Annotated in this window: 25 protein-coding genes and 1 riboswitch; of the genes, 14 read left to right on the top strand and 11 right to left on the bottom strand. The window is 58.8% G+C overall.

Features of this window, described 5'->3' with window-relative positions:
- Positions 1 to 87: 87 nt before the first annotated feature.
- Positions 88 to 909 (top strand): undecaprenyl-diphosphate phosphatase, encoded by an 822-nt coding sequence (gene bacA / locus M2416_RS18620; RefSeq protein WP_045856829.1) that lies wholly within the window; start codon positions 88 to 90, stop codon positions 907 to 909.
- A gap of 11 nt (positions 910 to 920) precedes the next feature.
- Here bacA and M2416_RS18615 read toward each other — a convergent pair whose 3' ends face one another.
- Both M2416_RS18615 and M2416_RS18610 read right to left on the bottom strand, forming a co-directional pair.
- Positions 921 to 2,162, bottom strand: coding sequence for a multifunctional CCA addition/repair protein (locus M2416_RS18615; RefSeq protein ID WP_259226296.1), 1,242 nt, complete (start codon positions 2,160 to 2,162; stop codon positions 921 to 923).
- Positions 2,163 to 2,223: 61 nt separating this feature from the next.
- The gene (locus M2416_RS18610) at positions 2,224 to 2,844 is read right to left on the bottom strand and encodes a TIGR04211 family SH3 domain-containing protein (protein ID WP_041147288.1); all 621 of its coding nucleotides are present in this window, start codon (positions 2,842 to 2,844) and stop codon (positions 2,224 to 2,226) included.
- A 214-nt stretch (positions 2,845 to 3,058) separates the two neighbouring features.
- Here M2416_RS18610 and M2416_RS18605 point away from each other — a divergent pair, with 214 nt between their 5' ends.
- The 4 genes from M2416_RS18605 (at position 3,059) to glgS (ending at position 9,181) form a co-directional block, all read left to right on the top strand.
- Positions 3,059 to 4,357: a CYTH domain-containing protein gene (locus M2416_RS18605; RefSeq protein WP_259226295.1), complete on the top strand. Its 1,299-nt coding sequence runs from the start codon at positions 3,059 to 3,061 to the stop codon at positions 4,355 to 4,357.
- A gap of 21 nt (positions 4,358 to 4,378) precedes the next feature.
- On the top strand, positions 4,379 to 7,216 hold the full coding sequence (glnE, locus tag M2416_RS18600) for a bifunctional [glutamate--ammonia ligase]-adenylyl-L-tyrosine phosphorylase/[glutamate--ammonia-ligase] adenylyltransferase (RefSeq protein ID WP_259226356.1): 2,838 nt from the start codon (positions 4,379 to 4,381) through the stop codon (positions 7,214 to 7,216).
- A gap of 58 nt (positions 7,217 to 7,274) precedes the next feature.
- The gene (gene hldE / locus M2416_RS18595) at positions 7,275 to 8,708 is read left to right on the top strand and encodes a bifunctional D-glycero-beta-D-manno-heptose-7-phosphate kinase/D-glycero-beta-D-manno-heptose 1-phosphate adenylyltransferase HldE (RefSeq protein ID WP_076946620.1); all 1,434 of its coding nucleotides are present in this window, start codon (positions 7,275 to 7,277) and stop codon (positions 8,706 to 8,708) included.
- Positions 8,709 to 8,971: 263 nt separating this feature from the next.
- Entirely contained in the window at positions 8,972 to 9,181 is a 210-nt protein-coding gene (glgS, locus tag M2416_RS18590) for a cell surface composition regulator GlgS (RefSeq protein ID WP_115191857.1), read from the top strand.
- 29 nt (positions 9,182 to 9,210) lie between these two features.
- Here glgS and ubiK read toward each other — a convergent pair whose 3' ends face one another.
- Positions 9,211 to 9,480, bottom strand: coding sequence for a ubiquinone biosynthesis accessory factor UbiK (gene ubiK / locus M2416_RS18585; protein WP_041147283.1), 270 nt, complete (start codon positions 9,478 to 9,480; stop codon positions 9,211 to 9,213).
- A gap of 120 nt (positions 9,481 to 9,600) precedes the next feature.
- A riboswitch (FMN riboswitch) is annotated at positions 9,601 to 9,752 on the top strand.
- 107 nt (positions 9,753 to 9,859) lie between these two features.
- Here ubiK and ribB point away from each other — a divergent pair.
- On the top strand, positions 9,860 to 10,513 hold the full coding sequence (gene ribB / locus M2416_RS18580; RefSeq protein WP_045856843.1) for a 3,4-dihydroxy-2-butanone-4-phosphate synthase: 654 nt from the start codon (positions 9,860 to 9,862) through the stop codon (positions 10,511 to 10,513).
- A 56-nt stretch (positions 10,514 to 10,569) separates the two neighbouring features.
- Here ribB and zupT read toward each other — a convergent pair whose 3' ends face one another.
- A complete protein-coding gene (gene zupT, locus M2416_RS18575) occupies positions 10,570 to 11,340 on the bottom strand; it encodes a zinc transporter ZupT (protein ID WP_041147281.1) in 771 nt (256 codons plus the stop codon).
- 193 nt (positions 11,341 to 11,533) lie between these two features.
- Here zupT and ygiD point away from each other — a divergent pair, with 193 nt between their 5' ends.
- Entirely contained in the window at positions 11,534 to 12,325 is a 792-nt protein-coding gene (gene ygiD, locus M2416_RS18570) for a 4,5-DOPA-extradiol-dioxygenase (protein WP_259226293.1), read from the top strand.
- A 49-nt stretch (positions 12,326 to 12,374) separates the two neighbouring features.
- On the opposite strand, the gene M2416_RS18565 is transcribed toward ygiD, so the two are convergent.
- From M2416_RS18565 to tolC, 3 genes are all read right to left on the bottom strand, one after another.
- Entirely contained in the window at positions 12,375 to 13,535 is a 1,161-nt protein-coding gene (locus tag M2416_RS18565) for a glutathionylspermidine synthase family protein (RefSeq protein WP_076946623.1), read from the bottom strand.
- 5 nt (positions 13,536 to 13,540) lie between these two features.
- Positions 13,541 to 14,212 (bottom strand): DUF1190 family protein, encoded by a 672-nt coding sequence (locus M2416_RS18560; protein ID WP_041147278.1) that lies wholly within the window; start codon positions 14,210 to 14,212, stop codon positions 13,541 to 13,543.
- Positions 14,213 to 14,379: 167 nt separating this feature from the next.
- Positions 14,380 to 15,840, bottom strand: a complete 1,461-nt coding sequence (tolC, locus tag M2416_RS18555) for an outer membrane channel protein TolC (RefSeq protein ID WP_259226292.1) — start codon at positions 15,838 to 15,840, stop codon at positions 14,380 to 14,382.
- A gap of 195 nt (positions 15,841 to 16,035) precedes the next feature.
- Here tolC and nudF point away from each other — a divergent pair, with 195 nt between their 5' ends.
- From nudF to parE, 5 genes are read left to right on the top strand one after another with little or no spacing between them, the layout of a single operon-like run.
- Complete coding sequence (gene nudF, locus M2416_RS18550; RefSeq protein ID WP_041147276.1) at positions 16,036 to 16,668, top strand: ADP-ribose diphosphatase; 633 nt, start codon at positions 16,036 to 16,038, stop codon at positions 16,666 to 16,668.
- The gene (locus M2416_RS18545; RefSeq protein WP_041147275.1) at positions 16,665 to 17,087 is read left to right on the top strand and encodes a DUF1249 family protein; all 423 of its coding nucleotides are present in this window, start codon (positions 16,665 to 16,667) and stop codon (positions 17,085 to 17,087) included. The genes nudF and M2416_RS18545 overlap by 4 nt, the downstream gene beginning before the upstream one ends.
- A gap of 24 nt (positions 17,088 to 17,111) precedes the next feature.
- Entirely contained in the window at positions 17,112 to 17,939 is an 828-nt protein-coding gene (cpdA, locus tag M2416_RS18540) for a 3',5'-cyclic-AMP phosphodiesterase (RefSeq protein WP_123708859.1), read from the top strand.
- Entirely contained in the window at positions 17,939 to 18,514 is a 576-nt protein-coding gene (gene yqiA, locus M2416_RS18535) for an esterase YqiA (protein ID WP_045856855.1), read from the top strand. Before cpdA ends, yqiA begins: the two co-directional genes overlap by 1 nt.
- Positions 18,515 to 18,544: 30 nt before the next feature.
- Entirely contained in the window at positions 18,545 to 20,440 is a 1,896-nt protein-coding gene (gene parE / locus M2416_RS18530) for a DNA topoisomerase IV subunit B (protein WP_041147272.1), read from the top strand.
- Positions 20,441 to 20,533: 93 nt separating this feature from the next.
- Here parE and M2416_RS18525 read toward each other — a convergent pair whose 3' ends face one another.
- The 4 genes from M2416_RS18525 to qseB form a co-directional block, all read right to left on the bottom strand.
- On the bottom strand, positions 20,534 to 20,848 hold the full coding sequence (locus M2416_RS18525) for a putative quinol monooxygenase (protein WP_041147271.1): 315 nt from the start codon (positions 20,846 to 20,848) through the stop codon (positions 20,534 to 20,536).
- 35 nt (positions 20,849 to 20,883) lie between these two features.
- Positions 20,884 to 21,465: an NAD(P)H-dependent oxidoreductase gene (locus M2416_RS18520; protein ID WP_041147270.1), complete on the bottom strand. Its 582-nt coding sequence runs from the start codon at positions 21,463 to 21,465 to the stop codon at positions 20,884 to 20,886.
- A 106-nt stretch (positions 21,466 to 21,571) separates the two neighbouring features.
- Positions 21,572 to 22,921, bottom strand: coding sequence for a quorum sensing histidine kinase QseC (qseC, locus tag M2416_RS18515; RefSeq protein WP_259226291.1), 1,350 nt, complete (start codon positions 22,919 to 22,921; stop codon positions 21,572 to 21,574).
- Positions 22,918 to 23,577 carry a quorum sensing response regulator transcription factor QseB gene (gene qseB / locus M2416_RS18510; RefSeq protein WP_259226290.1) on the bottom strand — a complete coding sequence of 220 codons (660 nt, stop codon included), beginning with the start codon at positions 23,575 to 23,577 and terminating at the stop codon, positions 22,918 to 22,920. The genes qseC and qseB overlap by 4 nt, the downstream gene beginning before the upstream one ends.
- A 151-nt stretch (positions 23,578 to 23,728) precedes the next feature.
- On the opposite strand from qseB, the gene M2416_RS18505 reads away from it, so the two are divergent.
- Both M2416_RS18505 and parC read left to right on the top strand, forming a co-directional pair.
- Positions 23,729 to 24,136, top strand: coding sequence for a YgiW/YdeI family stress tolerance OB fold protein (locus M2416_RS18505; protein ID WP_041147267.1), 408 nt, complete (start codon positions 23,729 to 23,731; stop codon positions 24,134 to 24,136).
- A 147-nt stretch (positions 24,137 to 24,283) separates the two neighbouring features.
- Positions 24,284 to 26,542 (top strand): DNA topoisomerase IV subunit A, encoded by a 2,259-nt coding sequence (gene parC, locus M2416_RS18500; protein ID WP_076946630.1) that lies wholly within the window; start codon positions 24,284 to 24,286, stop codon positions 26,540 to 26,542.
- Positions 26,543 to 26,787: the final 245 nt, after the last annotated feature.

Below are 26,787 nucleotides of genomic sequence, written 5' to 3'. Positions count from 1 at the left end.
CGAGGCCTAGCTGGCTGCCCCAATGACGCCTGATGGCATGGCTCGTAGTGCCTGGTTTTTTCATTTTACTTTTAAAGGGTTTATTGGATGAGCGATATACACTCGCTGCTGGTGGCGGCAATATTGGGTGTGGTTGAGGGTTTGACAGAGTTTTTACCTGTTTCCAGTACTGGTCATATGATTATTGTTGGTCATCTGCTGGGGTTTGAAGGTGATACTGCAAATACATTTGAGGTGGTCATTCAGTTAGGTTCTATTCTTGCCGTTGTCGTGATGTTCTGGCGTCGTTTGTTTGGCCTGATCGGTATTCATTTCGGTAAACCACCTGCGCATGAAGGGCAGGGCAGTGGTCGCTTATCGCTTATCCATATTCTGCTGGGGATGATCCCGGCGGTGGTGCTGGGCCTGATATTCCACGACACCATTAAGTCGCTGTTCAATCCGATAAACGTGATGTACGCGCTGATTGTCGGCGGCGTGCTGCTGATTGCCGCTGAGGTGCTGAAGCCGAAGGAGCCGCGCGCGGTAGGCGTTGACGATATGACCTATCGTCAGGCGTTCGTGATTGGCTGCTTCCAGTGCCTGGCGCTGTGGCCGGGCTTTTCTCGCTCCGGCGCGACCATTTCCGGCGGTATGCTAATGGGCGTGAGCCGCTATGCGGCCTCTGAGTTCTCGTTCCTGCTGGCAGTACCGATGATGATGGGCGCCACCGTGCTGGACGTTTATAAAAGCATCGGCTTCCTGAACGCCAGCGATATTCCGATGTTTGCCGTCGGCTTTATTATGGCGTTTATCGTGGCGCTGATTGCGATTAAAACCTTCCTGCAGCTGATTAAACGTATTTCGTTTATCCCGTTCGCAATCTACCGCTTTATCGTGGCGGCAGTTGTTTACGTGGTCTTCTTCTAAGACCCTGGCCCTCAGTCTTTTGGCTGAGGGCAGCGTTCTTCCTTCCACTGCGCGATCGCCACAATACGCCGACGCGTCAGCTCCTCGCGAATCTCCGGCCCTTTAAACCCTTGTGCTACCACCTCTTTCGTCGATACCGACTGAGCGACATGCCACGCTTCAAGCAGCAGGCGCCCCTGCGGATAGTCGCAGGCCTCGAAGCCGGTTCGGCCGCGGACGTCGGCTTCGCTGGTGAGGGCAATTTTCTCCACCCGCTGCGGCTTGCGCCAGGCGTCGATGCTGTCGAACAGCTTGACCAGGGTTTTGGGCTGCAGAATCGGCAGGGTATGAATCAGATCGTGAAATTCGGCGACCAGCTTCGCCAGGTCGCGGATCTCATTCGGGACGCGCAGGCGGGCGCAAAGCTGCTCGACCAGCTTGACGCCGGCCAGCCCGTGGCCGTGATGACGTGGCCAGAGCTCTTTCGGCGTCAGCCCCTTGCCCAGATCGTGACACAGGGTCGCGAAACGCACGTCGATTTCCGGCGACAGCATGGCCGCCATGCTCAGGGTCATCAGGGTATGCAGGCCGGTGTCGATTTCCGGATGCCATTTGGCCGGCGCGGGTACGCCGTACAGCGCCTCGATTTCCGGGAACAGCACGCCGAGCGCGCGGCAGTCGCGCAGGGTCTGGAAAAAGACCTGCGGATTGCGGGTGCCCAGCGCGCTCTCGGTCTCTTTCCATACCCGCTCCGGGGTCAGGTGCGCCAGCTCGCCGGCGTCGGCCATCGCGCGCATCAGTGCCATGGTGTCGTCCGCAATGCGAAAGCCGAGATGGGCGTAGCGGGCGGCAAAGCGCGCTACGCGCAAAACGCGCAGCGGATCTTCGCTAAAGGCCGGGGAAACGTGGCGCAGCAGGCGCTGGCGCAGATCGGACTGGCCGCCGTAGGGGTCGATAATCTGGCCGTCTGAGTCCTGGGCCAGGGCGTTAACCGTCAGGTCGCGACGGAGCAAATCCTGTTCGAGGGTGACGTCGGGCGCGGCGTAGCAGGTGAAGCCGGTGTAGCCGGCGCCTGACTTACGCTCGGTTCGCGCCAGGGCGTACTCCTCCCGGCTTTGCGGGTGCAGGAACACGGGAAAATCGCGGCCTACCTGCTGGTAGCCCGCGTCAAGCAGCTCTGAGGGCGCGGCACCCACCACCACCCAATCTCTGTCTTTGACCGGTAGTCCGAGTAATGCATCCCGGACGGCACCGCCGACCAAATAAATCTTCACGCCTGCTTCTCCCGTATCCACTTTGCGCTGGATGATACGTAAGTCTGGCAGAGAAGACGAATTAGTTCATCCACCGATCTTTACGCTTGCGGCTCGGGATCAGGTGCGGCAGCACCAGACCAAGCAGCAGGCCGACGCCCAGCACGCCGCCGCCGTACATAAACCACTGCATAATGATGGTGCGCTGCTTATCATCAAGCTGCAGATTGGCGGCATTGACCTTTTTCTGCGCGACGACCAGCTCATTTTTCAGCTTCTGGTTCTCATCTTTCAGGGCGTTAATGGCGTTATCGCTCCCGGCGACCTTTTTCTGCATGTCTGCAGTGCGCTGGTTCCAGGTGGTGTCGATGTTATTAAGCTTATCGGTCAGGGTCTTAACCTGATTTTCGAGATCCGGTACGCGGGTGCGCAGGCTGGGCTCGTTGCTCAGCTCTTTCAGCGGGATCCAGGCGGTACGGCCGTTGCCGTCGCGGATCTGGGCGTAGTTGGTGCTGTCGTTGGTCTGCAGCAGAGAGACCTGCTCCCCGGCATTAATGGTTCCCTGGAGGCGATAATTATCGCCAGGACCGGTGCGGACCCAGGTGTTCAGTTCATCAGAAACATAGCGTTTTTCTTCTGCATGAACCGCCGTAGCGGCGCTAAGCGCCAGCAAAGTTATCGTAATCAGGCGTAATTTAGGCATCAGGTCATCGTTTGGTCATAAAAAGTTGAACGATAGTAGTGGCATCACCATAGCGACGCAAAGTTTTCCGCCACAATCGGAAACATCCAGGAGGTGGCCCGGCAAATTGCGCATTGCATGGCGATTCGCCGCAAAATATTATCTACTGACAAGAAATATCGGCGTTAGTTCGCCGTATTTTCCCTGCAGAGCACAGAAGCGGAAGAATTCAGTTATGGCGCAAGAAATCGAATTAAAATTTATCGTCTCCGACAGCGGTGTGGAAACACTGCGTCAGCACCTTAATATGCTCAATGCGCAGCATACGCCCGCAGGACAGCTGCTCAATATTTACTATGAAACGGCGGATAACTGGCTGCGCCGTCACGATATGGGGCTGCGTATTCGCGGCGATCGCGGTCGTTACGAAATGACCCTGAAAATTGCCGGATGGGTGGTGGGTGGGCTGCATCAGCGCCCGGAGTACAACATCCCGCTGGAGAAACCGGAGCTGGCCCTGAGCCTGCTGCCGGCGGAAGTCTGGCCGCAGGGCGAGCTGCCTGCCGAGCTGGAGAACAGCGTACAGCCGCTCTTCAGCACTGATTTTGAACGTGAAAAATGGGTGGTCAGCGAAGGCGATAGCCAGATTGAGATCGCCCTCGATCGCGGCGAGGTAAAGGCCGGTGAGCATCAGGAAGCGATTTGTGAACTGGAGCTGGAGCTGTTGTCCGGCAATACCGCCGATCTCCTGACCCTCGCCCGAGGTCTGCTGGATACCGGCGCGCTGCGTCAGGGAAGCCTGAGCAAGGCGGCGCGAGGCTATCATCTGGCCCAGGGCAACGGCGAACGGCCGCCGATCGCGCTGGATATCCTGCCGGCCATCGCGAAGGCCAGCGTCGAGCAGGGAATGGAGGCGGCGCTGGAAAATGCCCTGGCCCACTGGCTCTATCATGATGAAGTCTTGAGCCGCGGCAACCCGGCGGCAAAAGGCGAAATTCTGCGCGCGATTGCCCGCCTGCGCCATACGCTGGCGCTGTTTGGCGGCATCGTGCCGCGTAAAGCCAGCGCGGCGCTGCGCGAGCAGCTGAGCGCAGCGGAAGCGGCGCTGTCAGAGGCCGAAAATGCGCAGGCGGCGCTGTTCAGCATCGCCGCAGTAAGCGCGAAGCTGATGCTGACGGAATGGCTGGTAAGCCGCGGCTGGCGCGAGTTCCTCAACGAGAATGGGCAGAAGAAAATTGCCGGTTCTTTTAAACGCTTTGCCGATATTCAGCTTTCGCGGGCGGCGGCAGAATTAAAAAATGCCTTCCTGCAGTCGCTGGGCGACGAATATGAAGGTCAGCTCCCGCGGCTGGCGCGCGAAATCGACACTGTTCAGCTGTTAGCCGGCGCTTACGCCGAGGCCGCATCGCCGTGGCTGGAAAACTGGAAAGAGCTTCGCCGGGCCGTTGAGCATCGAGACAGCAGCGTCATTGAATATTTCCGTCGCCAGGCGCTGGCCGCGGAACCGTTCTGGCTGCATAGTGGAAAACGATAATTTCAGGCCAGGGAGACCCCTATAATGCCGCTTTCTTCGCAGTTACAGCAGCACTGGCAGACGGTTGTAGACCGACTACCAGCGGATTTTCCATTATCCACGTTAAGTCCGCAGGCGCAGTCGGTTATGGCGTTCAGCGATTTCGTCGAACAGAGCCTGATCGCCCAGCCGCAGTGGCTGGCTGAGCTGGAGAGCTCGCCGCCGGAAGCGGATGAGTGGCGTCACTATGCCGACTGGCTGCAGGCGGCGCTGGCGGAGGTGAATGACGAAGCGGCGCTGATGCGCGAGCTGCGCCTGTTCCGCCGCCGGATTATGGTGCGCATCGCCTGGGCGCAGGCGCTGTCGCTGGTCAGCGAAGAGAGTAGTTTGCAGCAGCTTAGCGCGCTGGCGGAGACGCTGATTGTCGCCGCCAGGGACTGGCTATACGCCGCCTGCTGCCGGGAGTGGGGAACGCCCTGCAGCGCCGAGGGTAAGCCGCAGCCGCTGCTGATCCTCGGGATGGGTAAACTCGGCGGAGGAGAGCTTAACTTCTCTTCCGATATCGACCTGATTTTTGCCTGGCCCGAGCACGGCGCAACCCGCGGCGGGCGCCGCGAGCTGGATAACGCCCAGTTCTTTACCCGCCTCGGCCAGCGTTTAATTAAGGCCCTCGATCAGGCCACCCAGGACGGCTTTGTCTACCGCGTGGATATGCGCCTGCGCCCGTTTGGCGACAGTGGCCCGCTGGTGCTGAGCTTCGCCGCGCTGGAGGATTACTACCAGGAGCAGGGGCGAGACTGGGAGCGCTATGCGATGGTTAAGGCGCGGATTATGGGCGATAACGAAGGCATCTATGCCAGCGAGCTGCGCGCCATGCTGCGGCCGTTCGTCTTCCGCCGCTACATTGACTTCAGCGTGATCCAGTCGCTGCGTAATATGAAAGGGATGATTGCCCGCGAGGTTCGCCGCCGCGGGCTGAAGGACAATATCAAGCTCGGCGCCGGCGGGATCCGCGAAATTGAATTTATCGTCCAGGTCTTTCAGCTGATCCGTGGCGGCCGCGAGCCTGCGCTGCAGCTGCGGGCGCTGCTGCCAACCCTGGCGGCTATCGAGGAGCTGCATCTGCTGCCGGAAGGCGATGCTTCCCGGCTGCGCGAGGCCTACCTGTTTTTACGTCGTCTCGAAAACCTGCTGCAAAGCATCAACGATGAGCAGACGCAAACCCTGCCACAGGATGAGCTTAACCGCGCTCGCCTGGCGTGGGGAATGCACGTTGCCGACTGGGCGACGCTCAGCGCGCAGCTGGAAGAGAAAATGGCCAGCGTCAGGCGGGTATTCAATGATCTGATTGGCGATGACGAGGCGCAGTCGCCGGATGAACAGCTTGCCGAGTACTGGCGCGAGCTGTGGCAGGACGCGCTGGAGGAGGATGACACCAGCCCGGCGCTGGCGCACCTCGATGATACCGACCGGCGCAGCGTGCTGGCGCTGATCGCCGATTTCCGCAAAGAGCTCGACAGGCGCACCATTGGCCCGCGCGGGCGGCAGGTGCTGGATCAGCTGATGCCGCATCTGCTCAGCGAAGTGTGCGCGCGCGCGGACGCGCCGGTGCCGCTGGCGCGCATTACGCCGCTGCTGACCGGCATTGTGACCCGCACGACCTATCTTGAGCTACTCAGCGAGTACCCCGGCGCGCTCAAGCACCTGATCTCCCTGTGTGCCGCCTCGCCGATGGTCGCCAGCCAGCTGGCGCGCCACCCGCTGCTGCTGGACGAGCTGCTGGACCCGAATACGCTCTATCAGCCGACGGCGACCGACGCCTATCGCGATGAGCTGCGCCAGTATTTACTGCGCGTACCGGAAGAGGACGAAGAGCAGCAGCTGGAGGCGCTGCGTCAGTTTAAGCAGGCGCAGCTGCTGCACATTGCCGCCGCGGATATCGCCGGCACGCTGCCGGTGATGAGAGTGAGCGATCACTTAACCTGGCTGGCCGAGGCGATGATCGATGCGGTGGTCCAGCAGGCGTGGATGCAGATGGTGGCGCGCTATGGCCAGCCGACGCACCTGCGCGATCGTCAGGGGCGCGGCTTTGCCGTCGTCGGCTACGGCAAGCTGGGCGGCTGGGAGCTGGGCTACAGCTCCGATTTGGATCTGGTATTCCTCCACGACTGCCCGCCGGAGGCCATGACCGACGGCGAACGCGAGATTGACGGCCGCCAGTTCTATCTGCGGTTGGCGCAGCGCATTATGCATCTCTTCAGCACCCGCACCTCTTCAGGGATCCTCTATGAAGTGGATGCCCGTCTGCGTCCGTCGGGCGCTGCGGGCATGCTGGTCACCACCACCGATTCCTTCGCCGACTATCAGCAAAATGAAGCCTGGACCTGGGAACATCAGGCGCTGGTCCGCGCGCGGGTGGTCTACGGCGATCCCGAGCTGCAGACCCGGTTTGATGAGATCCGTCGCGCTATCCTCACCCGCCAGCGCGAGGGGGCGACTTTGCAGACCGAGGTGCGGGAAATGCGTGAAAAAATGCGCGCCCATCTTGGCAATAAGCAGCGCGATCGCTTTGATATCAAAGCCGATGCCGGCGGGATCACCGATATTGAATTTATCACCCAGTATCTGGTCTTACGCTATGCCCACGACAAGCCGAAGCTGACGCGCTGGTCCGATAACGTGCGCATTCTGGAGCTGCTGGCGCAGAATGACATTATGGACGAAGAAGAGGCCCGGGCGCTGACCCACGCTTACACCACGCTGCGCGATGCGCTGCACCATCTGGCGCTGCAGGAGCAGCCGGGCAACGTCGCGCCGGAGGCCTTTGCTCATGAACGTGAGCAGGTTAGCGCCAGCTGGCAGAAGTGGTTGATAGCTTAACTAAAAAACCGGGTGTGCTATTATCGCGCGCAAAGTTTGCATCTCGCAGGAGTGAGTAATGAAAGTAACGCTGCCGGAGTTTGAACGAGCAGGAGTGTTGGTGGTTGGCGATGTGATGCTGGACCGCTACTGGTATGGTCCCACCAGCCGTATTTCCCCTGAAGCCCCGGTGCCGGTGGTGAAAGTGGAAAATATCGAAGAGCGTCCCGGCGGCGCGGCAAACGTCGCGATGAACATCGCGTCGCTCGGTGCAACCTCGCGGCTGGTGGGCCTGACCGGGATTGACGATGCCGCCCGCGCGCTGAGTAAAGCGCTGGCCGACGTCAACGTGAAGTGCGACTTCGTTTCGGTGCCGACCCACCCGACCATCACCAAGCTGCGCGTGCTGTCGCGCAACCAGCAGCTGATCCGCCTCGATTTTGAAGAGGGCTTTTCTGGCGTCGATCCGCAGCCGATGCACGAGCGCATTCAGCAGGCGCTGGGCTCTATCGGGGCGCTGGTTCTGTCTGACTATGCGAAAGGCGCGCTGGCCAGCGTGCAGACGATGATTAAGCTGGCGCGGGATGCGGGCGTACCGGTGCTGATCGATCCGAAAGGCACCGAATTCGAGCGCTATCGCGGCGCCACCCTGCTGACCCCGAATCTCTCTGAGTTTGAAGCGGTGGCGGGGAAATGTAAGGACGAAGCGGAAATCGTTGAGCGCGGCCTGAAGATTATTGCTGATTTTGAACTCTCTGCGCTGCTGGTGACCCGCTCCGAGCAGGGCATGACGCTGCTGCAGCCGGGCAAACCGCCGCTGCATATGCCAACCCAGGCGCAGGAAGTGTATGACGTCACCGGCGCCGGCGATACGGTGATTGGCGTACTGGCGGCGACCCTCGCCTCAGGCAATACGCTGGAAGAGGCGTGCTATTTCGCCAACGCGGCGGCCGGCGTGGTCGTCGGCAAGCTGGGGACCTCAACCGTTTCGCCGATTGAGCTGGAAAACGCGGTGCGCGGGCGCGCTGAGACCGGTTTTGGCGTGATGAATGAAGAAGAGCTCAAGCAGGCGGTGGCCGCGGCGCGCAAGCGCGGTGAGAAAGTGGTGATGACCAACGGCGTGTTTGACATCCTGCATGCGGGCCACGTTTCGTATCTGGCAAACGCGCGCAAGCTGGGCGATCGCCTGATTGTGGCGGTTAATAGCGATGCGTCGACAAAACGTCTGAAAGGGGAGTCCCGTCCGGTGAACCCGCTGGAGCAGCGGATGATTGTCCTGGGCGCGCTGGAGGCCGTTGACTGGGTGGTCTCTTTCGAAGAGGACACCCCGCAGCGCCTGATCGCCGGGATCCTGCCGGATCTGCTGGTGAAGGGCGGGGACTATAAGCCGGAGCAGATCGCCGGGAGCGAAGAGGTCTGGGCAAACGGCGGCGAAGTGCTGGTGCTCAATTTTGAAGATGGCTGTTCGACCACCAACATTATCAAAAAGATCCAGAAAGATAGCGGGAAGTAATATTTGCCCACCGAGCGGCGGCTCGACCATCGTCCCGGTAAGCATCGTGCGGCCGGAAAGGTAGCGAGAAAGCCGTACTTAAAGAGGCCTGCGATCGTCCAATCGCGGGCCTTTTTTATTTAATTGATGGCGGAAATGATTCAGCGCAATAATTGTTCTTGTTTTGCGCATTTTTCGCGCAAAAAAAGTTAACGTAAGGATAAATACTGAAGTCAGTAAAGCATATGACCACTCAGAACACCCACAGCTGAAGGAGTATGCGGATGAACCATAACGAACTGTATTCAATGAAGAATTTTGACTTTCTGGCGCTGAGCTTTGCCAGGATGCACGCGCAGGGCCACGTCGTCGATCTCGAGGCCATTGTCGGCAATATGGATGAGGATCATCGTGAATGGTTTTGCCAGCGCTATGCGCTCTACTGTCGTCAGGTTAGCCAGCCAGAGACGCCGGCGACAGAGCTGGAACACTGATACAACAACGGGCCTGATGGCCCGTTTTTTTACTGCTTCTCTTCGACGCTCGGCGCGGCCGTTCGGCTTTCCAGATCGCTAATGCGCTGTTCGAGTAACGCCAGCTTTTCGCGCGTGCGCAGCAGCACCTGAGTCTGCACGTCAAATTCTTCACGGCTGACCAGATCGAGGCGGGTCAGCTGCGACTGGAGCACCTGACGGATCTTTTTCTCGACGTCTTCCCCAAGGTCACGAAGGCCTTTCGGCATCGATTCATGGACCTGGCGGGCGATTTGTTCAATTTTTTTCGGGTCAATCATGGTGGTTTCCTGCTCTGGTCGATTTACCGTCCATTGTAGTGCGATCGGCGCCGCCTATAAACCAGAAATGTTTGAAGCTTATGCATTGCCGAGGATAATCAATAGCGTTATAGTTACTTTGCTTATTCTCAGGGCGGGGCGAAATTCCCCACCGGCGGTAAATCAACCCTAGCGTTGAAAGCCCGCGAGCGCTTTTTGCGAAAGCAAAAAGGTCAGCAGATCCGGTGTAATTCCGGGGCCGACGGTTAGAGTCCGGATGGGAGAGAGTAACGGCTCAGTCGGATTGCGATCCGCTTGCGTTGACTTTTTTGCCGCTTAACCGGCACTCCTAAGACTGCCCTGATTCTGGTAACCATAATTTTAATGAGGTTTTTTTACCATGAATCAGACGCTCCTTTCCTCTTTTGGTACCGCTTTTGAACGTGTAGAACACGCGTTAAATGCACTGCGCGAAGGCCGCGGTGTGATGGTACTTGACGATGAAGACCGTGAAAATGAAGGCGATATGATTTTCGCCGCCGAAACCATGACCGTTGAGCAGATGGCGCTAACCATTCGCCACGGCAGCGGTATTGTTTGCCTGTGCCTGACCGATGAACGCCGTAAGCAGCTCGACCTGCCGATGATGGTGGAAAATAACACCAGCGCCTACGGTACCGGCTTCACCGTGACCATCGAAGCCGCAGAAGGCGTCACGACCGGCGTATCCGCGGCCGACCGCGTCACCACCGTGCGCGCCGCGATTGCCGATGGCGCAAAACCTTCTGACCTGAATCGCCCTGGCCACGTATTCCCGCTGCGCGCCCAGGCGGGCGGCGTGCTGACCCGCGGCGGCCACACCGAAGCCACTATCGATCTGGTGACTCTCGCAGGCTTCAAGCCGGCGGGGGTTCTGTGTGAGCTGACTAACGACGATGGCTCGATGGCCCGCGCGCCGCAGTGCATCGAATTTGCTCAGCAGCACAATATGGCCGTGGTCACTATTGAAGATCTGGTGGCGTATCGCCGCGAGCACGAGCGTAAAGCCAGCTAAGCCGGCTTCGCTGTACTCTAAAGCCCACTTAACCGTGGGCTTTGTTGTTTTTGGCGCTAGCCAATGCCCATCGCCTGCAGGGCCACGAGGCTAAATCCCATCACCGACATACCGCACAGCACGCCATAGCTTGGGTTGCTTTGCGGATCGATCTCTTTTGCCAGCGGCATGAGCTCATCCACCGACAGCGCCACCATAATCCCGGCGACGGCGGCCATAATGGCGCCCATCACCACCGGCGACACCAGACTGCCGAGGATCAGCCAGGCCAGCAGGCCGCCGAGGATCTCGGCCATTCCGGAGAGTCCGGCCCAGAAAACCGCCTTGCGGCGCGAACCCGTTGCGGCATACACCGGGCCGGCAACCGCCAGCCCTTCCGGAATGTTATGCAGGGCGACCGCCAGCGCGACGCCCATACCCAGCTCCAGGTTATTGCTGGCCGTCACAAAGGTGGCGATGCCCTCCGGGAAGTTATGCAGGCTGATACCGAGGGTTAGCAGAATGGCGGCGCGGCGCAGATTGCGCGGGCGCGGGACGCCGGGCGACATCAGATCCTGCGGATGAGCGTGCGGCAGCATACGGTCCAGCGCAAAGTAGCCCAGCAGGCCGATAACAAACATGCCGTAACCGAGCAGCGCCGACATCCCCTCGGCGTTCAGCGCGGCGGGCAGCATCTCCATCAGCGAAATAAGCAGCATGATCCCGGCGGCGAAACCGAGAGAAAAACCCAGCAGACGGTTGGACGGTTTCTGGCCCAGTACGCCGAAAATCGCGCCGATAAAGGTGGCGCTACCGGCCAGCAGGGTCAATATGAGAGGGGATGACATCACTCAGCTCCTTTGATAATGATTATCATTCATAATATCCATCTTACCCGATGGCAGCGAGAGGGAAATGACGCCTTTACCGCGGCTTACATTCAAATTTTCTGATGATGATCATCATGCTTATCTGAGTTTATCCTGATGCAAAAACGCGTAATGTGAAGGCATTAAATCTCCTCTACTCAAGGATATCATCATGTCCCTTACCCGAATGCCAGCGTTGTTTTTAGGCCACGGCAGCCCGATGAACGTGCTGGAAGATAACATCTATACCCGCGCCTGGCGGCATCTGGGCGAAACGCTACCGCGTCCGCGGGCGATTGTGGTGGTCTCCGCCCACTGGTTTACGCGCGGTACCGGCGTCACGGCGATGGAAGCACCAAAAACGATCCACGATTTTGGCGGCTTCCCGCAGGCGCTGTACGATACGCACTATCCGGCTCCGGGCTCTCCTGAGCTGGCGCAGCGCCTGGTTGAGCTGCTGGCACCCGTGCCGGTGACGCTGGATAAAGAAGCCTGGGGCTTCGACCACGGCTCGTGGGGCGTGCTTATCAAAATGTATCCGGATGCCGATATTCCGATGGTGCAGCTGAGCATCGACAGCAGCAAGCCGGCGGCCTGGCACCTCGAGATGGGGCGCAGGCTGGCGGCGCTGCGCGATGAAGGCATTATGCTGATTGCGAGCGGTAACGTGGTGCATAACCTGCGCACGGCGCGCTGGCATGGCGAAAGCACGCCGTATCCCTGGGCGGAATCGTTTAACGAGTATGTGAAAACGAACCTGGGCTGGAAAGGGCCGACGGAGGAACACCCGCTGGTGAACTATCTGGCGCACGAGGGCGGATCGCTCTCAAACCCGACGGCGGAACACTTCCTGCCGCTGCTGTACGTGCTGGGTGCCTGGGACGGTGAAGAGCCGATTTCCGTGCCGGTAGAAGGAATGGAAATGGGTTCGCTAAGCATGCTGTCAGTGCTGGTCGGCGCGTAGCGGGAAAGTGCAGATGCCCCGGCAGGCGTAATGCCGCCGGGGCAGGAGACTACTCGACAAAAATATGCGGATAGAAGCGTGAAAGATCCTGGGTGATCAGCGCCCGGTCTTCGCGAACGCCGATCCCGGCTGGCTTATCGTTGATCAGCCAGCTGCCGATCAGCGTATAGCTATCGCCAAACTTCGGCAGCGGATAGAACTCCTGCACGATGGTACCTTCTTCACCGTACGGGCCTTCGACCGCTTCCACCACCTTGCCGTTTTCAACGATCGACACGTTTGCGCCTTCGCGGGAGAAAATCGGCTTGATGACGTACTTCTCCATTTCGGGATGCGCGTCTTCGCTGAACCAGGATGCCAGCAGGTTAGGGTGATTCGGGAACATCTTCCACAGCAGCGGCAGCAGCGCTTTGTTGGAGATAATGCTCTTCCATGCCGGCTCAAGCCAGCGTACGCCGGCGTCTTCCAGCTTGGTGGAGAAGACCTCGCGCAGCATATACTCCCACGGATAAAGCTTGAACAGATTGCCGATGACCTGATCCTGAACGTCGGTAAACTGGCCCTTTTCGCCGAGGCCGATATCTTCGATATAGAGGAATTCGGTGGCGACGCCGGCTTCGGCCGCGCAGTCCTGCAGATACTGTACGGTACCGCGATCCTCTTCGGTATCGCGGCAGCACGCCATATGCAGCAGCTGGAAGCCAAACTGTTCCCGGAGCTCGGTAAAGCGCTCAATCAGCTTTTCCTGCAGGCTGTTGAACTGGTCGCTGCCTGCCGGCAGCAGGCCGGCATTGAGCTGATCTTCCAGCCAAATCCACTGAAAGAACGCCGCCTCATACAGCGAGGTTGGCGTATCGGCGTTGTTCTCCAGCAGCTTGGGCTCGCCAACGCCGTCCCACGCCAGGTCGAGGCGCGAATAGAGCGACGGCTGGTTGGTTTTCCACGACTGACGCACGAAGCCCCAGGTGTGTTTGGGGATGCGGAATTTAGCCATCAGCTCATCGCTGCCGATCACGGTTTCTACCGCCTGCAGGCACATCTGATGCAGCTCGGCGGTAACGTCTTCCAGTTTCTCAACCTGCGCCAGGGTCAGCTTATAATAGGCCTCTTCGCTCCAGTACGGCTCGCCGTACATGGTATGAAAGCTAAAGCCATATTCGCTCGCTTTTTCGCGCCAGTCCGGGCGCTCCGTGATGCTGATTCTTTCCATGAGTTTTAGCCGCCCATTGAGCGTTTGGATGAGGTGGTCCCTGCGGCGCTACGCTGCATGGTGGACTGTTTCGCCACCGACTCGCCGAAGCCGCCGCGGGTAACGGTGCTGGTGGTCGCAGGTTTTGGCGCCATCGCCGTCTTAGGTACGTTCATAGAACGACCCGGCTGCGCTGCGCCGTAGCTCTTGCCACCGGCATCGGTGTACTGACCATAGGCCGGGCTGGCCGGGTTTTTCGAGCTGAACAGCGGCTGCTGTGCGCCCATGCCGCCGCCCATCATGCGGCCCATCATGTAGCCGGCCATCAGCGGCATCCAGAAGCTGCCGCTGCTTTGTGCCTGAGCCTGGTTTTCCGGCGCTACGCCTGCCTGAGCCGGCGTTTGCTGGCACTGGCCTTCACCGAACTCCGCCACGCAATCTTCACGGGTGGCGTATTTTGGCGCGGTACGTTCAGCTTCTTTGGTCGCGTTATTAAAGGCGGTGGTGCACTCTGCGCCTTTGCCAGGGTTGGCCGCAGAGCAGTCATCGGCATTTTGATACAGAGAAACCGTCTCGTCGGTTTTTTCGCAGCCGGCGAGCATAAAGACGGCCGTCACGGCGAGCGCGACCGGCGTCAGATGGCGAGCGCTCCAGCTTTTGCGGAACGAGGCATGATTAATATTTTTTGTCCGTTTCATGTTTGTCTTCCTGGACCCAGTGGTATGGCGGTTTGTTAACGCTCAGGATAGAGGATGAGTGGTGGAAAATGAAGCGACCAGGGGCGGAAAGGAGCGGAAAGGAGGAGATCTTTACGTTGCCTTACGTTTAGCGCTCCGCTTAGCGGAGCGCTATGATGCAACGAAGGTTATTGGCGGAAAGGATTCGCGCCGCTGGTTTTCGTGGTGTGAACGGCTGCCGGTTTAGCCGCTGGCGCCGCGCTGCTGGCGTAGCCGTCTGCGCTGGCGTCCTGCTGCGGGGTTTCCGGCGCAACGCTATCCGGTGAGGTCGCGACAGGTTTGCCCAGTGTATTGTTCAACGCAACCAGATCCTGCTCGTTCAGCGTACCGAGTGCGGACTTGATGTTCAGCTGGTTAATCAGATAGTTATAACGCGCGCTTGAGAGCTGCTGCTTGGCGTTGTACAGCGTAGTTGTCGCATCCAGCACGTCAACGATGGTACGTGTACCAACGGAATAGCCGGCTTCCATCGCATCAAGGGAGCTCTGGGCAGAGACCACGGCCTGTTTGTAGGCATTGATGCTGCTGATAGAGGCGTTGATGTTATTAAAGGATGAGCGAACGGTCTGCACCACGGTGCGGTGCGAGCTTTCCAGCTGCTCGCTGGCGCCGACGAAGTTGTACTGCGCCTGTTTCACCTGCGAGTTAACCATCCCGCCCTGATACAGCGGCAGCGAGAAGCTCAGGCCGATTTTGTTCTGGCCGGCATCGTTGTCTGGCGTCGAATTATTGGAACCGCTATATCTGGAGTTGGATACGCCGGTAGAGGCGTTTAAATCCAGCGTCGGCATGTGGCCATCCTGCGCCTGGCGAATCTGTTCACGCGCCAGGTCCTGGTTCAGGCGAGCCTGCAGCAGAGAGAGGTTGCGGTTTTCCGCTTCCTTCAGCAGCGCGTTCACCGTTTCCGGCTTGTTGGTTTTGAAGCCGTCAACGTTCAGTGACGACAGCTGCGGGTAGTAGTTGCCGGTCACCTGACGCAGCGATTCAACCGCGTTGTCGAGGTCGTTACGCGCGGTGACTTCGTTGGCCAGCACGGAGTCGTACTGGGAACGGGCGTTTTGCACGTCGGTAATGGCAACCAGGCCCACGTTAAAACGCTGGGTGGTCTGATCCAACTGACGATAGATCGCCTGTTTCTGCGCTTCGGTATAGGAGAGCGTATCGATGGCGCTCAGCACGTTAAAGTAGGCCGTGGCGGTGTTCAGAATCAGCGTCTGCTGATCGGTCTGATAGGTGACGTCCTGAATACCGGCCTGTTTTTCCTGCAGCGTCAGGGCGCGCCATTTTGACATATCGAACAGCGTTTGCGTGAGCTGCAGCGCTCCGCTGGTGACGTTGGAGTCCTGGCCATTGGCATCGCGATAGCCGTTAGTATAAGTATAATCTGCACCCAGACCGAGCTGAGGCAGTAACGGGCTACGTGCTTCGTTGATCTTTTCGAATGCAGCATCACGATCGGCTGCTGATTTACGCAGGTCAGGGTTGCTGACGCGCGCCTGCTGATAAACCTGCATCAGGTTTTCTGCCTGGCTTATGGCGCTGAAGCCAGTCAGGCCCAGGCCGATAAGGATGGGGAAAAATTTCTTCATTTGCATTCCTTGTTGTGAAGCATAAAGCGCTGCCCAAAAGCTAAATATATCTGCTGATTGTATAGAGTCTGTCGCCGTAAAAAGTTGGCGTTACGTGCCATCCGGCGGTAATTTGCACCAATCTAACATACGGACTGTAAAACGGTAGCCAAACGGCTTATAAATCCCTACTTTCGAATTCGCAGGACACCGACAATGAGCAAACCCAACAAGCAGGGAATTACCTTCGCTAAAAACGATGTAGAAATTATTGCACGCGAAACGCTTTATCGTGGTTTTTTTTCGCTGGATTTATACCGCTTTCGCCACCGTCTGTTCAACGGCGGGATGAGCGGCGAAGTGACGCGCGAAATTTTTGAGCGCGGGCATGCCGCCGTCTTGCTACCCTTTGACCCGATACGGGATGAAGTTGTGCTGGTCGAGCAGATTCGCATTGCCGCCTATGATACCAGCGAGAGCCCGTGGCTGCTCGAAATGGTTGCCGGCATGATTGAAGAAGGCGAAACGCCCGAGGAGGTCGCCCGCCGTGAAGCTGTGGAAGAGGCGGGCCTTGAAGTCGGCAGGACAAAACCCGTTCTGAGCTATCTGGCCAGCCCCGGCGGCACCAGCGAGAGGCTGTCGATTCTGGTGGGGGAAGTCGATGCGACGACGGCAAAAGGCATCCACGGCCTGGCGGATGAAAATGAGGATATTCGGGTTCATGTGGTCAGCAGGGAGCAGGCCTATCAGTGGGTAGAAGAAGGGAAAATCGACAACGCAGCTTCTGTCATCGCGCTGCAATGGCTGCAGCTGCACTATCACAATTTACGTAATGAGTGGTCAAAATGAAGCGTTATACGCCTGACTTCCCTGAAATGATGCGCCTGTGTGAAACCAATTTTGCCCAGTTGCGCCGCCTGCTGCCTCGAACCGACGCAGTGGGCGATATGGCGGGCTACCAGGTGGGCAGTGCGCAGTACCGGCTAACTATCGTTGAGTCGACCCGCTACACTACACTGGTGTCGATTGAGCAAACGGCGCCGGCGGTGAGCTACTGGAGCTTACCGTCCATGACGGTACGCCTGTATCATGACGCGATGGTGGCCGAAGTGTGTTCGAGTCAGCAGATTTTTCGCTTCAAAGCGCGGTATGATTATCCTAATAAAAAGTTGCATCAACGCGACGAAAAGCATCAAATTAACCAGTTCTTAGCCGACTGGCTGAGATACTGTTTAGCACATGGAGCGATGGCGATTCCGGTTTGTTAGCGTCGTGAAACCTAAGGACACCATTTGGAAAGCCTGTTAAACCTTCCTTTGGCTGGTGAGGCCAGAGTCAGGATATTACAAATTACTGATACTCACCTGTTTGCTGAAAAACATGAAACGCTGTTAGGCATCAATACCTGGGAAAGCTATCAGGCCGTGCTGGAAGCCATCCACGCCTCGCAGCGCCAGTGCGATCTGATTGTCGCGACAGGCGATCTGGCACAGGACCACTCGGCCGCGGCCTATCAGCACTTCGCTGAGGGTATCGCGAGTTTTGCTGCGCCCTGCGTCTGGCTGCCGGGCAATCATGACTTTCAGCCGGCAATGTACAGCACGCTGCAGGAATCAGGCATTTCCCCCGCCAAGCGCGTTCTGCTCGGCGATCGCTGGCAAATACTGCTGCTGGACAGCCAGGTATTCGGCGTTCCCCACGGTGAATTAAGCGATTTTCAGCTGGAGTGGCTTGAGCACAAGCTCGCGGCAGAACCGGAACGCTATACGCTGCTGCTGCTGCATCATCATCCTCTCGCCTCGGGCTGCAGCTGGCTGGATCAGCATAGCCTGCGCAACGCCGCGGCGCTCGATCGCGCGCTGGCCGCCTTTCCTCGCGTCAGGCATCTGCTGTGCGGTCATATTCATCAGGAGCTGGATCTCAACTGGGGCGGGCGACGCATGATGGCCACGCCGTCAACCTGCGTGCAGTTTAAGCCGCACTGCGACAACTTCACGCTGGATACCGTTTCTCCCGGCTGGCGCTGGCTGGATCTGCATCCCGACGGCACACTGACGACCGAAGTTTGCCGCCTTAGCGGCGTGAAATTTCACCCGGATATTGCTTCAGAAGGATACTGATGGCTACGCTCCTCTATCTGCACGGATTTAACAGCTCGCCGCGCTCGGCTAAAGCGACGGCGCTGAAGGCGTGGCTGGCGCAAAATTATCCTGAAATTAACATGGTGGTACCGGAGCTGCCGGTCTACCCCGCTGAAGCGGCGGAGCTGCTGGAAGCGATCGTTCTCGAGCACGGCGGGGAACCGCTGGGCGTTGTCGGCTCTTCGCTGGGAGGCTACTACGCAACCTGGCTATCGCAGTGTTTTATGCTGCCGACTGTGGTTGTAAACCCGGCCGTACGCCCGTTTGAGCTGCTGAACAATTTCCTCGGCCTCAATGAGAATCCGTACACGGGGCAGCAATATGTGCTAGAGTCTCGCCATATTTACGATCTCAAAGTCATGCAAATCGACCCGCTGGAATCGCCTGATTTACTCTGGCTGTTACAGCAAACGGGCGATGAAGTGCTGGATTATCGCCAGGCCGTTGGCTACTACGCCTCATGTCGGCAGACGGTAGAGGAGGGCGGCAATCATGCATTTGTCGGCTTTGAAGATCATTTCACTCAGATTATCGATTTTCTGGGCCTGCGCTAAGCATTCCTGGACTACCTACGAATACACACCATGACGCAATCTTCATACAACGCTGATGCCATTGAGGTACTCACCGGGCTAGAGCCGGTTCGCCGCCGCCCGGGAATGTACACCGACACGACACGTCCTAACCATCTTGGTCAGGAAGTTATTGATAACAGTGTGGATGAAGCACTGGGCGGCCACGCCAAACGCGTGGAAGTCATTCTTCATGCCGATCAATCGCTGGAAGTTATCGACGACGGACGAGGAATGCCGGTTGATATCCATCCTGAAGAAGGGGTTCCGGCGGTTGAGCTGATCATGTGTCGGCTGCACGCCGGCGGCAAGTTTTCCGGCAAGAACTACCAGTTCTCCGGCGGCCTGCACGGGGTGGGTATTTCGGTGGTCAACGCCCTGTCGAAGCGCGTTGAGGTTAACGTACGCCGCGACGGCCAGGTCTACAGCATTGCGTTTGAGAACGGCGATAAGGTTGAAGAACTGCACGTCACCGGCACCTGCGGCAAGCGTAATACCGGTACCAGCGTCCACTTCTGGCCGGATGAAAGCTTCTTCGACAGCCCGCGCTTCTCCGTATCGCGCCTGACCCATTTGCTCAAAGCCAAAGCCGTACTGTGCCCCGGCGTGGAGATCGTCTTCCGTGACCTGGTGAACAACAGCGAGCAGCGCTGGTGCTATGAAGATGGCCTGACGGACTATCTGCGCGAAGCGGTGAACGGCCTGCCGCTGCTGCCGGAACAGCCGTTTGTCGGCAACTTCTCCGGTGAAACCGAAGCGGTCGACTGGGCGCTGCTGTGGCTGCCGGAAGGCGGCGAGCTGTTAACCGAAAGCTACGTCAACCTGATCCCGACCATGCAGGGCGGGACGCACGTTAACGGCCTGCGTCAGGGCCTGCTGGAGGCGATGCGCGAGTTCTGCGAATATCGCAATATTCTGCCGCGCGGCGTCAAGCTCTCGGCGGAGGATATCTGGGATCGCTGCGCCTACGTGCTGTCGGTAAAAATGCAGGATCCGCAGTTCGCCGGCCAGACTAAAGAGCGCCTCTCCTCGCGCCAGTGCGCGGCCTTCGTCTCCGGCGTGGTAAAAGACGCCTTTAGCCTGTGGCTGAACCAGAACGTTCAGGCCGCGGAGCTGCTGGCCGAAATGGCGATTTCCAGCGCCCAGCGCCGGATGCGCGCGGCCAAGAAAGTGGTGCGTAAAAAGCTGACCAGCGGCCCTGCGCTGCCGGGCAAGCTGGCGGACTGTACCGCCCAGGATCTCAACCGTACCGAGCTGTTCCTCGTGGAAGGGGACTCGGCGGGCGGTTCTGCCAAGCAGGCGCGCGATCGTGAGTATCAGGCGATCATGCCGCTGAAGGGCAAGATCCTCAATACCTGGGAGGTCTCCTCCGATGAAGTGCTGGCCTCGCAGGAGGTGCACGATATTTCGGTGGCGATCGGTATCGATCCGGATAGCGATGATTTGAGCCAGCTGCGCTACGGCAAGATCTGTATCCTTGCGGATGCGGACTCCGACGGCCTGCACATCGCCACGCTGCTCTGCGCGCTGTTCGTTAAGCACTTCCGCACGCTGGTCAAGCACGGACACGTCCACGTGGCGCTGCCGCCGCTGTACCGCATCGACCTCGGCAAAGAGGTTTACTACGCGCTGACGGAAGAAGAGAAAGCCGGGGTGCTTGAGCAGCTCAAGCGCAAGAAGGGTAAGCCGAACGTTCAGCGCTTTAAAGGGCTGGGCGAAATGAACCCGATGCAGCTGCGTGAAACAACGCTTGACCCCAATACCCGCCGCCTGGTTCAGCTGATTATCAGCGATGAGGACGAACAGCAGACCAACGCGATGATGGATATGCTGTTAGCCAAGAAGCGCTCGGAAGATCGCCGAAACTGGCTGCAGGAAAAAGGCGATATGGCGGATATTGAAGCCTGATCCGGCCGGCAGCGGTAATCATACAAAAAAGGGAGCCAGTGGCTCCCTTTTTGCTGGCCGGCATAGCGCAGGCCAGCGGGTCTACTTATTGACTTAAACGCCCGGCTGCAGGATGCGAATGCTGGTTTCCAGCACGTCGCCCTTCACCGCTTCGCCGTACGCTTTCATATGCGGGGTTTGCAGGTGCGCTTCGAGATGCGCCACGCTTTCCCACTGCTCAACCATGACGATAGAGTCAGGCGAGGTGGTCTGAAAACTAACGCCAGCGGCGTGGTCAACCAGCGGCGCATAGCCGTGGCAGCCCTCTTCCTGCAAAACCGCAGGAATAATTTTTGCGAACTGATCGAGCACCGCCTGGCGATGGTGCTGGCCAGGGCGGGTGCGAATTTCTGCAATCACTGTCAACATGATGTACTCAACTCCTTCTGTATGTAGATCTTTAGTTAACCAAAAATCTGCGCCAGATGCTTGCGATATTCTGCTATGTAATGCGGAACATCAGGCATTTTAATCACGTCGTTGGCGATAAACGTCGGCAGGGCGGTCATGCCGAGGAACTGATTGGCTTTGTGGAACGGCAGGTAAACGCCATCAACGCCGACGCCGTGGAAGAACTGCTCTTCATCGGTAAAGGCGTCCATCGGGGCGTTCCAGGTCAGGGAGAGCATGTAGCGCTTGCCCTGAATTAACCCGCCTGAGCCATATTTTTTGCTGGCATCGGAGCGGGTGCGACCGTCGCTGGCGTACAGCGAGCCGTGGCCTTCGGTGAAGACATCATCGATATACTTTTTCACGGTCCAGGGCGCGCCCATCCACCAGCCCGGCATTTGCCAGATGATGACGTCGGCCCAGAGGAAATTTTGTACTTCTGCTTTAACGTCGTATTCGCTTTCGGCGCGGACGATTTTAACATCATGCCCGGCGTCGCGCAGATACCCATCCGCGACCTCGGTCAGGGTGTCGTTCAGCTGGCCGTTAGAGTGAGCGAATTTTTTCGCTCCGTTGATAATCAGAATGTTGCTCATTTTTTACCCCTGGCGTTTCAATTTTGTCGACTATTTTACCCCGCAGGGCGGGGCGGTAAAATGAGCAAAATGTGCAAAGTCTTTTGCTTTTTTCGCAATAATCACGCTACCAGCCGACCCGCGCTTCAAAGCCGCCGTCGGGAGCATTACCGAAGGTGACGGTCATGCCGTGCAGGGCGGCAATACGCCGGACGATAGACAGCCCCAGCCCGCTGCCCGGCGCATCCTGGCCGGGAGGGCGATAAAAGCGCTCGCCGAGACGCGCCAGCGCTTCGGCGCTGATACCCGGGCCGTTATCGCAAACGCGAAATCCGCGGGCGTCGAGGGTAATATCCACCCGGCTTCCGCGCGGGCTGTAGCGCACGGCGTTATCCAGCAGGTTACGCACCAGCAGGCCAAGCAGCAGCGGCTGACCCACGCGCGTCACCCGCGCGGCATGCGGATGCAGGCGCAGCTCGATGCCCGCCTGCTGCGCCGGATGGTACATCTCCATCACCGCCGACTGCAGCAGCTCGTCGATGGCGACGCTATCCACGTCCTCGAGCGCGGCCAGGGAGTCGAGGCGCGACAGCGTCAGGAGCTGATCGACCAGCCGGGTTGCGCGATCGATCCCGACGTGCAGCTGCGCCAGCGCCTTTTCACGCCCCTGAGGGTCGTCCATCGACAGCTGGGCGACCTCGGTTTGCACCTTCAGCGCCGCCAGCGGGCTGCGCAGCTCGTGGGCGGCGTCGGAGGTAAAGCGGCGCTCGCGGATCATGGTGTCGTGAGTTCGGGCAAACAGCTGATTGAGCGCATCGACCAGCGGGCGGACTTCGCTGGGGATACTATCGACGTTAAGCGATTCTGCCGAGTCCGGCGCGCGCAGGCGCAGGGTGCGGGCGAGCCGCTTCAGCGGCGCCAGCTCCCGGCTGAGCAGGACGATCAGCAGCAGGAACATCAGCGGCAGCGCCACCAGCCAGGGGGTGAGCTGGGAGGTGACGATATCCAGCGCCATCTCCCGGCGATAGTCCCACTCCTGGCCGACGACAATGCGGTAGCGGCCGTCGGCGGTGGTGAGCTGCAGGAAGCGCCACTCATCATCATCGTTACGCAGGTAGCCGTCGCTGAAGCCTTCCCGCAGCCTATCCCACGGAATATCCTCGCCGTTTTCACCATCGTGCAGCACCCTGTTGCCGTCGGTGGTGAAGATGGCGAAGGCCAGCGCGTCGTCGTCAAGGTGGCCATGCCTGACCTTCTTTTTCACCCGTACCTGCGGGGGAGCGGTATGCAGCTCAGCGAAATTCATCGCGCTCAGACGGCGGGCAAACAGCAGCTGCTGGGTATCAAATAGTTTATCCAGCTTGTGGGCGGTCTGCTGCCAGGCAATAAACGAGGCTATTCCCCATGCCAGGCTGGTGAGCAGGAAGAAAAGTAGCGTCAGGCGAACGCGCAGGCTTAGCCGACCCAGCCGCTTCATGCGTCCCCCAGGGTGTAGCCAATGCCGTGAACGGTGCGAATAAACTCGCTCCCGAGCTTGCGGCGCAGATGGTGCACGTGAACCTCCACGGCGTTGCTTGAGACATCGTCATCCCAGCTATAGAGCTTTTCTTCAATGAGCTTGCGCGGCAGCACGCGCCCGGCGTTGCGCATCAGCAGCTCGAGCAGGGCGAACTCTTTGGGCTTCAGCACCAGCGGCTCCCCGGCGAGGGTGACCGTCAGGCGTCCGGGGTCGAGGGTGACGTTTCCGTGGCGCAGCTCGCTGCTGCTCTGGCCGTGGGCACGACGGATCAGCGCCTCGAGGCGGGCGGCAACCTCAATAAGGGCGAAAGGCTTACACAGATAGTCATCGGCGCCGAGCCGAAGCCCTTCGACCCGCTGGCTGAGCGCATCGCGCGCGGTGAGGATCAACACCGGCTCGTGGTGACCTTTATCGCGCCATTCGCGCAGGATATCGAGACCGTCGATGCCGGGCAGCGTCAAATCAAGGATGACCGCGTCATAGGGAGCGGCGTAGAGCGCGGCTTTTCCCTCTTCACCGCGCGTGAACCAGTCGATGCTGAAGCCCATTTTGCTCAGCCCGGCCTTGATGCCGTCGCCGATGAGTTTGTCGTCTTCCACCACTAAAATACGCATTGGCCTGCTCCTGTGGCTCGCGGATGTATGCGCAGTAAAACGCGTTGCGGCGCGTTCTGTACAGCAATAAAATTTCTTTTTTCCGCTTAAGAAGTTGTTAAGTTCTGCCAGGCTTAATAGTGACGATATCAACATAAAGGGAGAACACATCATGAAGAAAATCGCCGCAATTACCGCAATCGTTGCTTTAGTTTCTATGCCGGTGCTGGCCGCCGAGCAGGGTGGTTTTTCCGGCCCTGGCGCCGCGCAAACCAGCCAGACAACCGCGCAAAAAGGCGGCTTTGTGGGCCCGAACGGCAGCGTGACGACGGTGGAGAATGCCAAATCCCTGCGTGACGACACCTGGGTGACCCTGCGCGGTAAAATCGTTGAGCGCATTTCCGACGATCTTTACAAATTCCAGGATGCCTCCGGAACGGTGAATGTCGATATTGACCACAAGCGCTGGAATGGCGTCACCGTGACCCCGAAGGATACGGTTGAAATTCAGGGTGAGGTCGATAAGGACTGGAACTCGGTGGAAATCGACGTGAAGCAGATAAGCAAAGTCGCCCCGTAAAGCCTCTGAGCGGGGCGCCGCTGCCGCTCCGCGTAGCAGAATCCTCAACCGGTCTAACGCCCTGTGACTCAGGGCGTTAGATAGGGTATTATCGCGGGTAGTTTTGCCGTCCGAACGGTCGGTACCCAGATTGAGGATTCACGATTAATGAGCGATATGGCAGAGCGCCTTGCGCTGCATGAATTTACGGAAAACGCCTACCTGAATTATTCCATGTACGTCATCATGGACAGGGCGTTGCCGTTCATTGGCGATGGCCTGAAACCGGTCCAGCGGCGCATCGTTTATGCGATGTCTGAACTGGGTCTGAACGCCACCGCTAAATTCAAAAAATCCGCGCGCACCGTCGGCGACGTGCTGGGTAAATATCACCCGCACGGCGATAGCGCCTGCTATGAGGCGATGGTGCTGATGGCGCAGCCGTTCTCTTACCGCTACCCGCTGGTGGACGGTCAGGGCAACTGGGGCGCCCCGGACGATCCCAAATCCTTCGCCGCGATGCGTTATACCGAATCCCGCCTGTCAAAGTATGCGGAGCTGCTGCTGGGCGAGCTGGGTCAGGGAACCGTTGACTGGGTACCTAACTTTGACGGTACGATGCAGGAGCCGAAAATGCTGCCTGCGCGTTTGCCGAATATTCTGCTCAACGGCACCACCGGTATCGCCGTGGGGATGGCCACCGATATTCCGCCGCACAACCTGCGCGAAGTGGCCAAAGCGGCCATCACCCTGATTGAAAAGCCGCAGACCTCGCTCGACGAACTGCTGGATATCGTTCACGGGCCGGACTACCCCACCGAAGCTGAAATCATCACCCCGCGCGCCGAGATCCGCAAAATCTATCAGAACGGTCGCGGCTCGGTTCGCATGCGTGCGGTGTGGAAAAAAGAGGACGGCGCGGTGGTGATTAGCGCCCTGCCGCATCAGGTTTCCGGCGCCCGCGTGCTGGAGCAAATCGCCGCCCAGATGCGCAATAAAAAGCTGCCGATGGTTGACGATCTGCGCGACGAGTCGGATCACGAAAACCCGACCCGCCTGGTTATCGTCCCGCGCTCTAATCGCGTGGATATGGATCAGGTCATGAACCATCTGTTCGCGACCACCGATCTCGAAAAAAGCTACCGCATCAACCTGAATATGATTGGCCTGGACAACCGTCCGGCGGTCAAAAACCTGCTGGAGATCCTGACGGAGTGGCTCACTTTCCGTCGCGATACCGTCCGTCGCCGCCTGAACTATCGTCTTGAGAAGGTGCTCAAGCGCCTGCACATCCTCGAAGGTTTACTGGTTGCGTTCCTCAACATCGATGAAGTTATCGAAATCATCCGCCACGAAGATGAGCCCAAGCCGGCCCTGATGTCGCGCTTTGGCATCAGCGAAACGCAGGCGGAAGCAATCCTCGAACTGAAGCTGCGCCATCTCGCCAAACTGGAAGAGATGAAAATTCGCGGCGAGCAGGGCGAGCTGGAAAAAGAGCGCGATAGTCTGCAGGCTATTCTGGCCTCCGAGCGCAAGATGAATAACCTGCTGAAGAAAGAGCTGCAGGCTGACGCCGACGCGTTTGGCGACGACCGCCGTTCGCCGCTGCGCGAGCGTGAAGAAGCGAAGGCGATGAGCGAGCACGATATGCTGCCGTCCGAACCGGTGACCATCGTGCTGTCGCAAATGGGCTGGGTGCGCAGCGCCAAAGGCCACGACATTGACGCTCAGGGGCTAAGCTACAAGGCGGGAGACAGCTGGAAGGCGTCGTCGAAGGGCAAGAGCAACCAGCCGGTGGTATTTATCGATACAACCGGGCGCAGCTACGCCATCGATCCGATTACCCTGCCGTCGGCCCGCGGCCAGGGCGAGCCGATTACCGGCAAGCTCACGCTGCCGCCGGGCGCCAGCGTCGAACATATGCTGATGGAAGGTGACGACCAGAAGCTGCTGATGGCCTCTGACGCCGGCTACGGCTTTGTCTGTACCTTCAACGACCTCGTCGCGCGCAACCGCGCGGGTAAAGCGCTGATCTCGCTGCCGGAAAATGCGCGGGTGATGCCGCCGCTGGTGATTGAAAACGAGTCCGACATGCTGCTGGCCATCACCTCTGCCGGACGCATGCTGATGTTCCCGGTCAGCGATCTGCCGCAGCTGTCGAAAGGCAAAGGCAATAAAATCATCAATATTCCGTCTGCGGATGCCGCTTCCGGTCAGGATGGCCTGGCGCACCTGTTCGTGCTGCCGCCGCAGAGTACGCTGACGATCCACGTCGGTAAACGGAAGATCAAGCTGCGCCCGGAAGAGCTGCAAAAAGTCACCGGCGAGCGCGGTCGCCGCGGTTCGCTGATGCGCGGGCTGCAGAAAATCGATCGCGTGGACGTTGATTCGCCTCATCGCGCCTCGGCGGGCGATAGCGAAGAGTAATACGGGCACCCGCCTCCACAGGGAGGCGGGTGTTAACATTTGCCGCCAAATCGTTGTTTATTCGGCCGTTGCGATTAACAATAGACGCAAAATCATTCAAGATATGCCGGGGTAGTCAGTCGCTCCCGGCGTCTTCAACGGGCGAATAACGAATCTGTATCCTGATTAATACCAGCGGCGGTCCGCAAGGGCCGGACAGGGCAGCCTGCGCGCAAGCAGCCTGCGGTATAACGGGTATTATTCTC

This window comes from Klebsiella sp. BIGb0132, assembly GCF_024810075.1.
Classification (GTDB): Bacteria; Pseudomonadota; Gammaproteobacteria; order Enterobacterales; family Enterobacteriaceae; genus Klebsiella; species Klebsiella terrigena.
The sequence above is the reverse complement of the archived record's forward strand: the minus strand, read 5'-3'. Positions and strand labels throughout refer to the sequence as shown.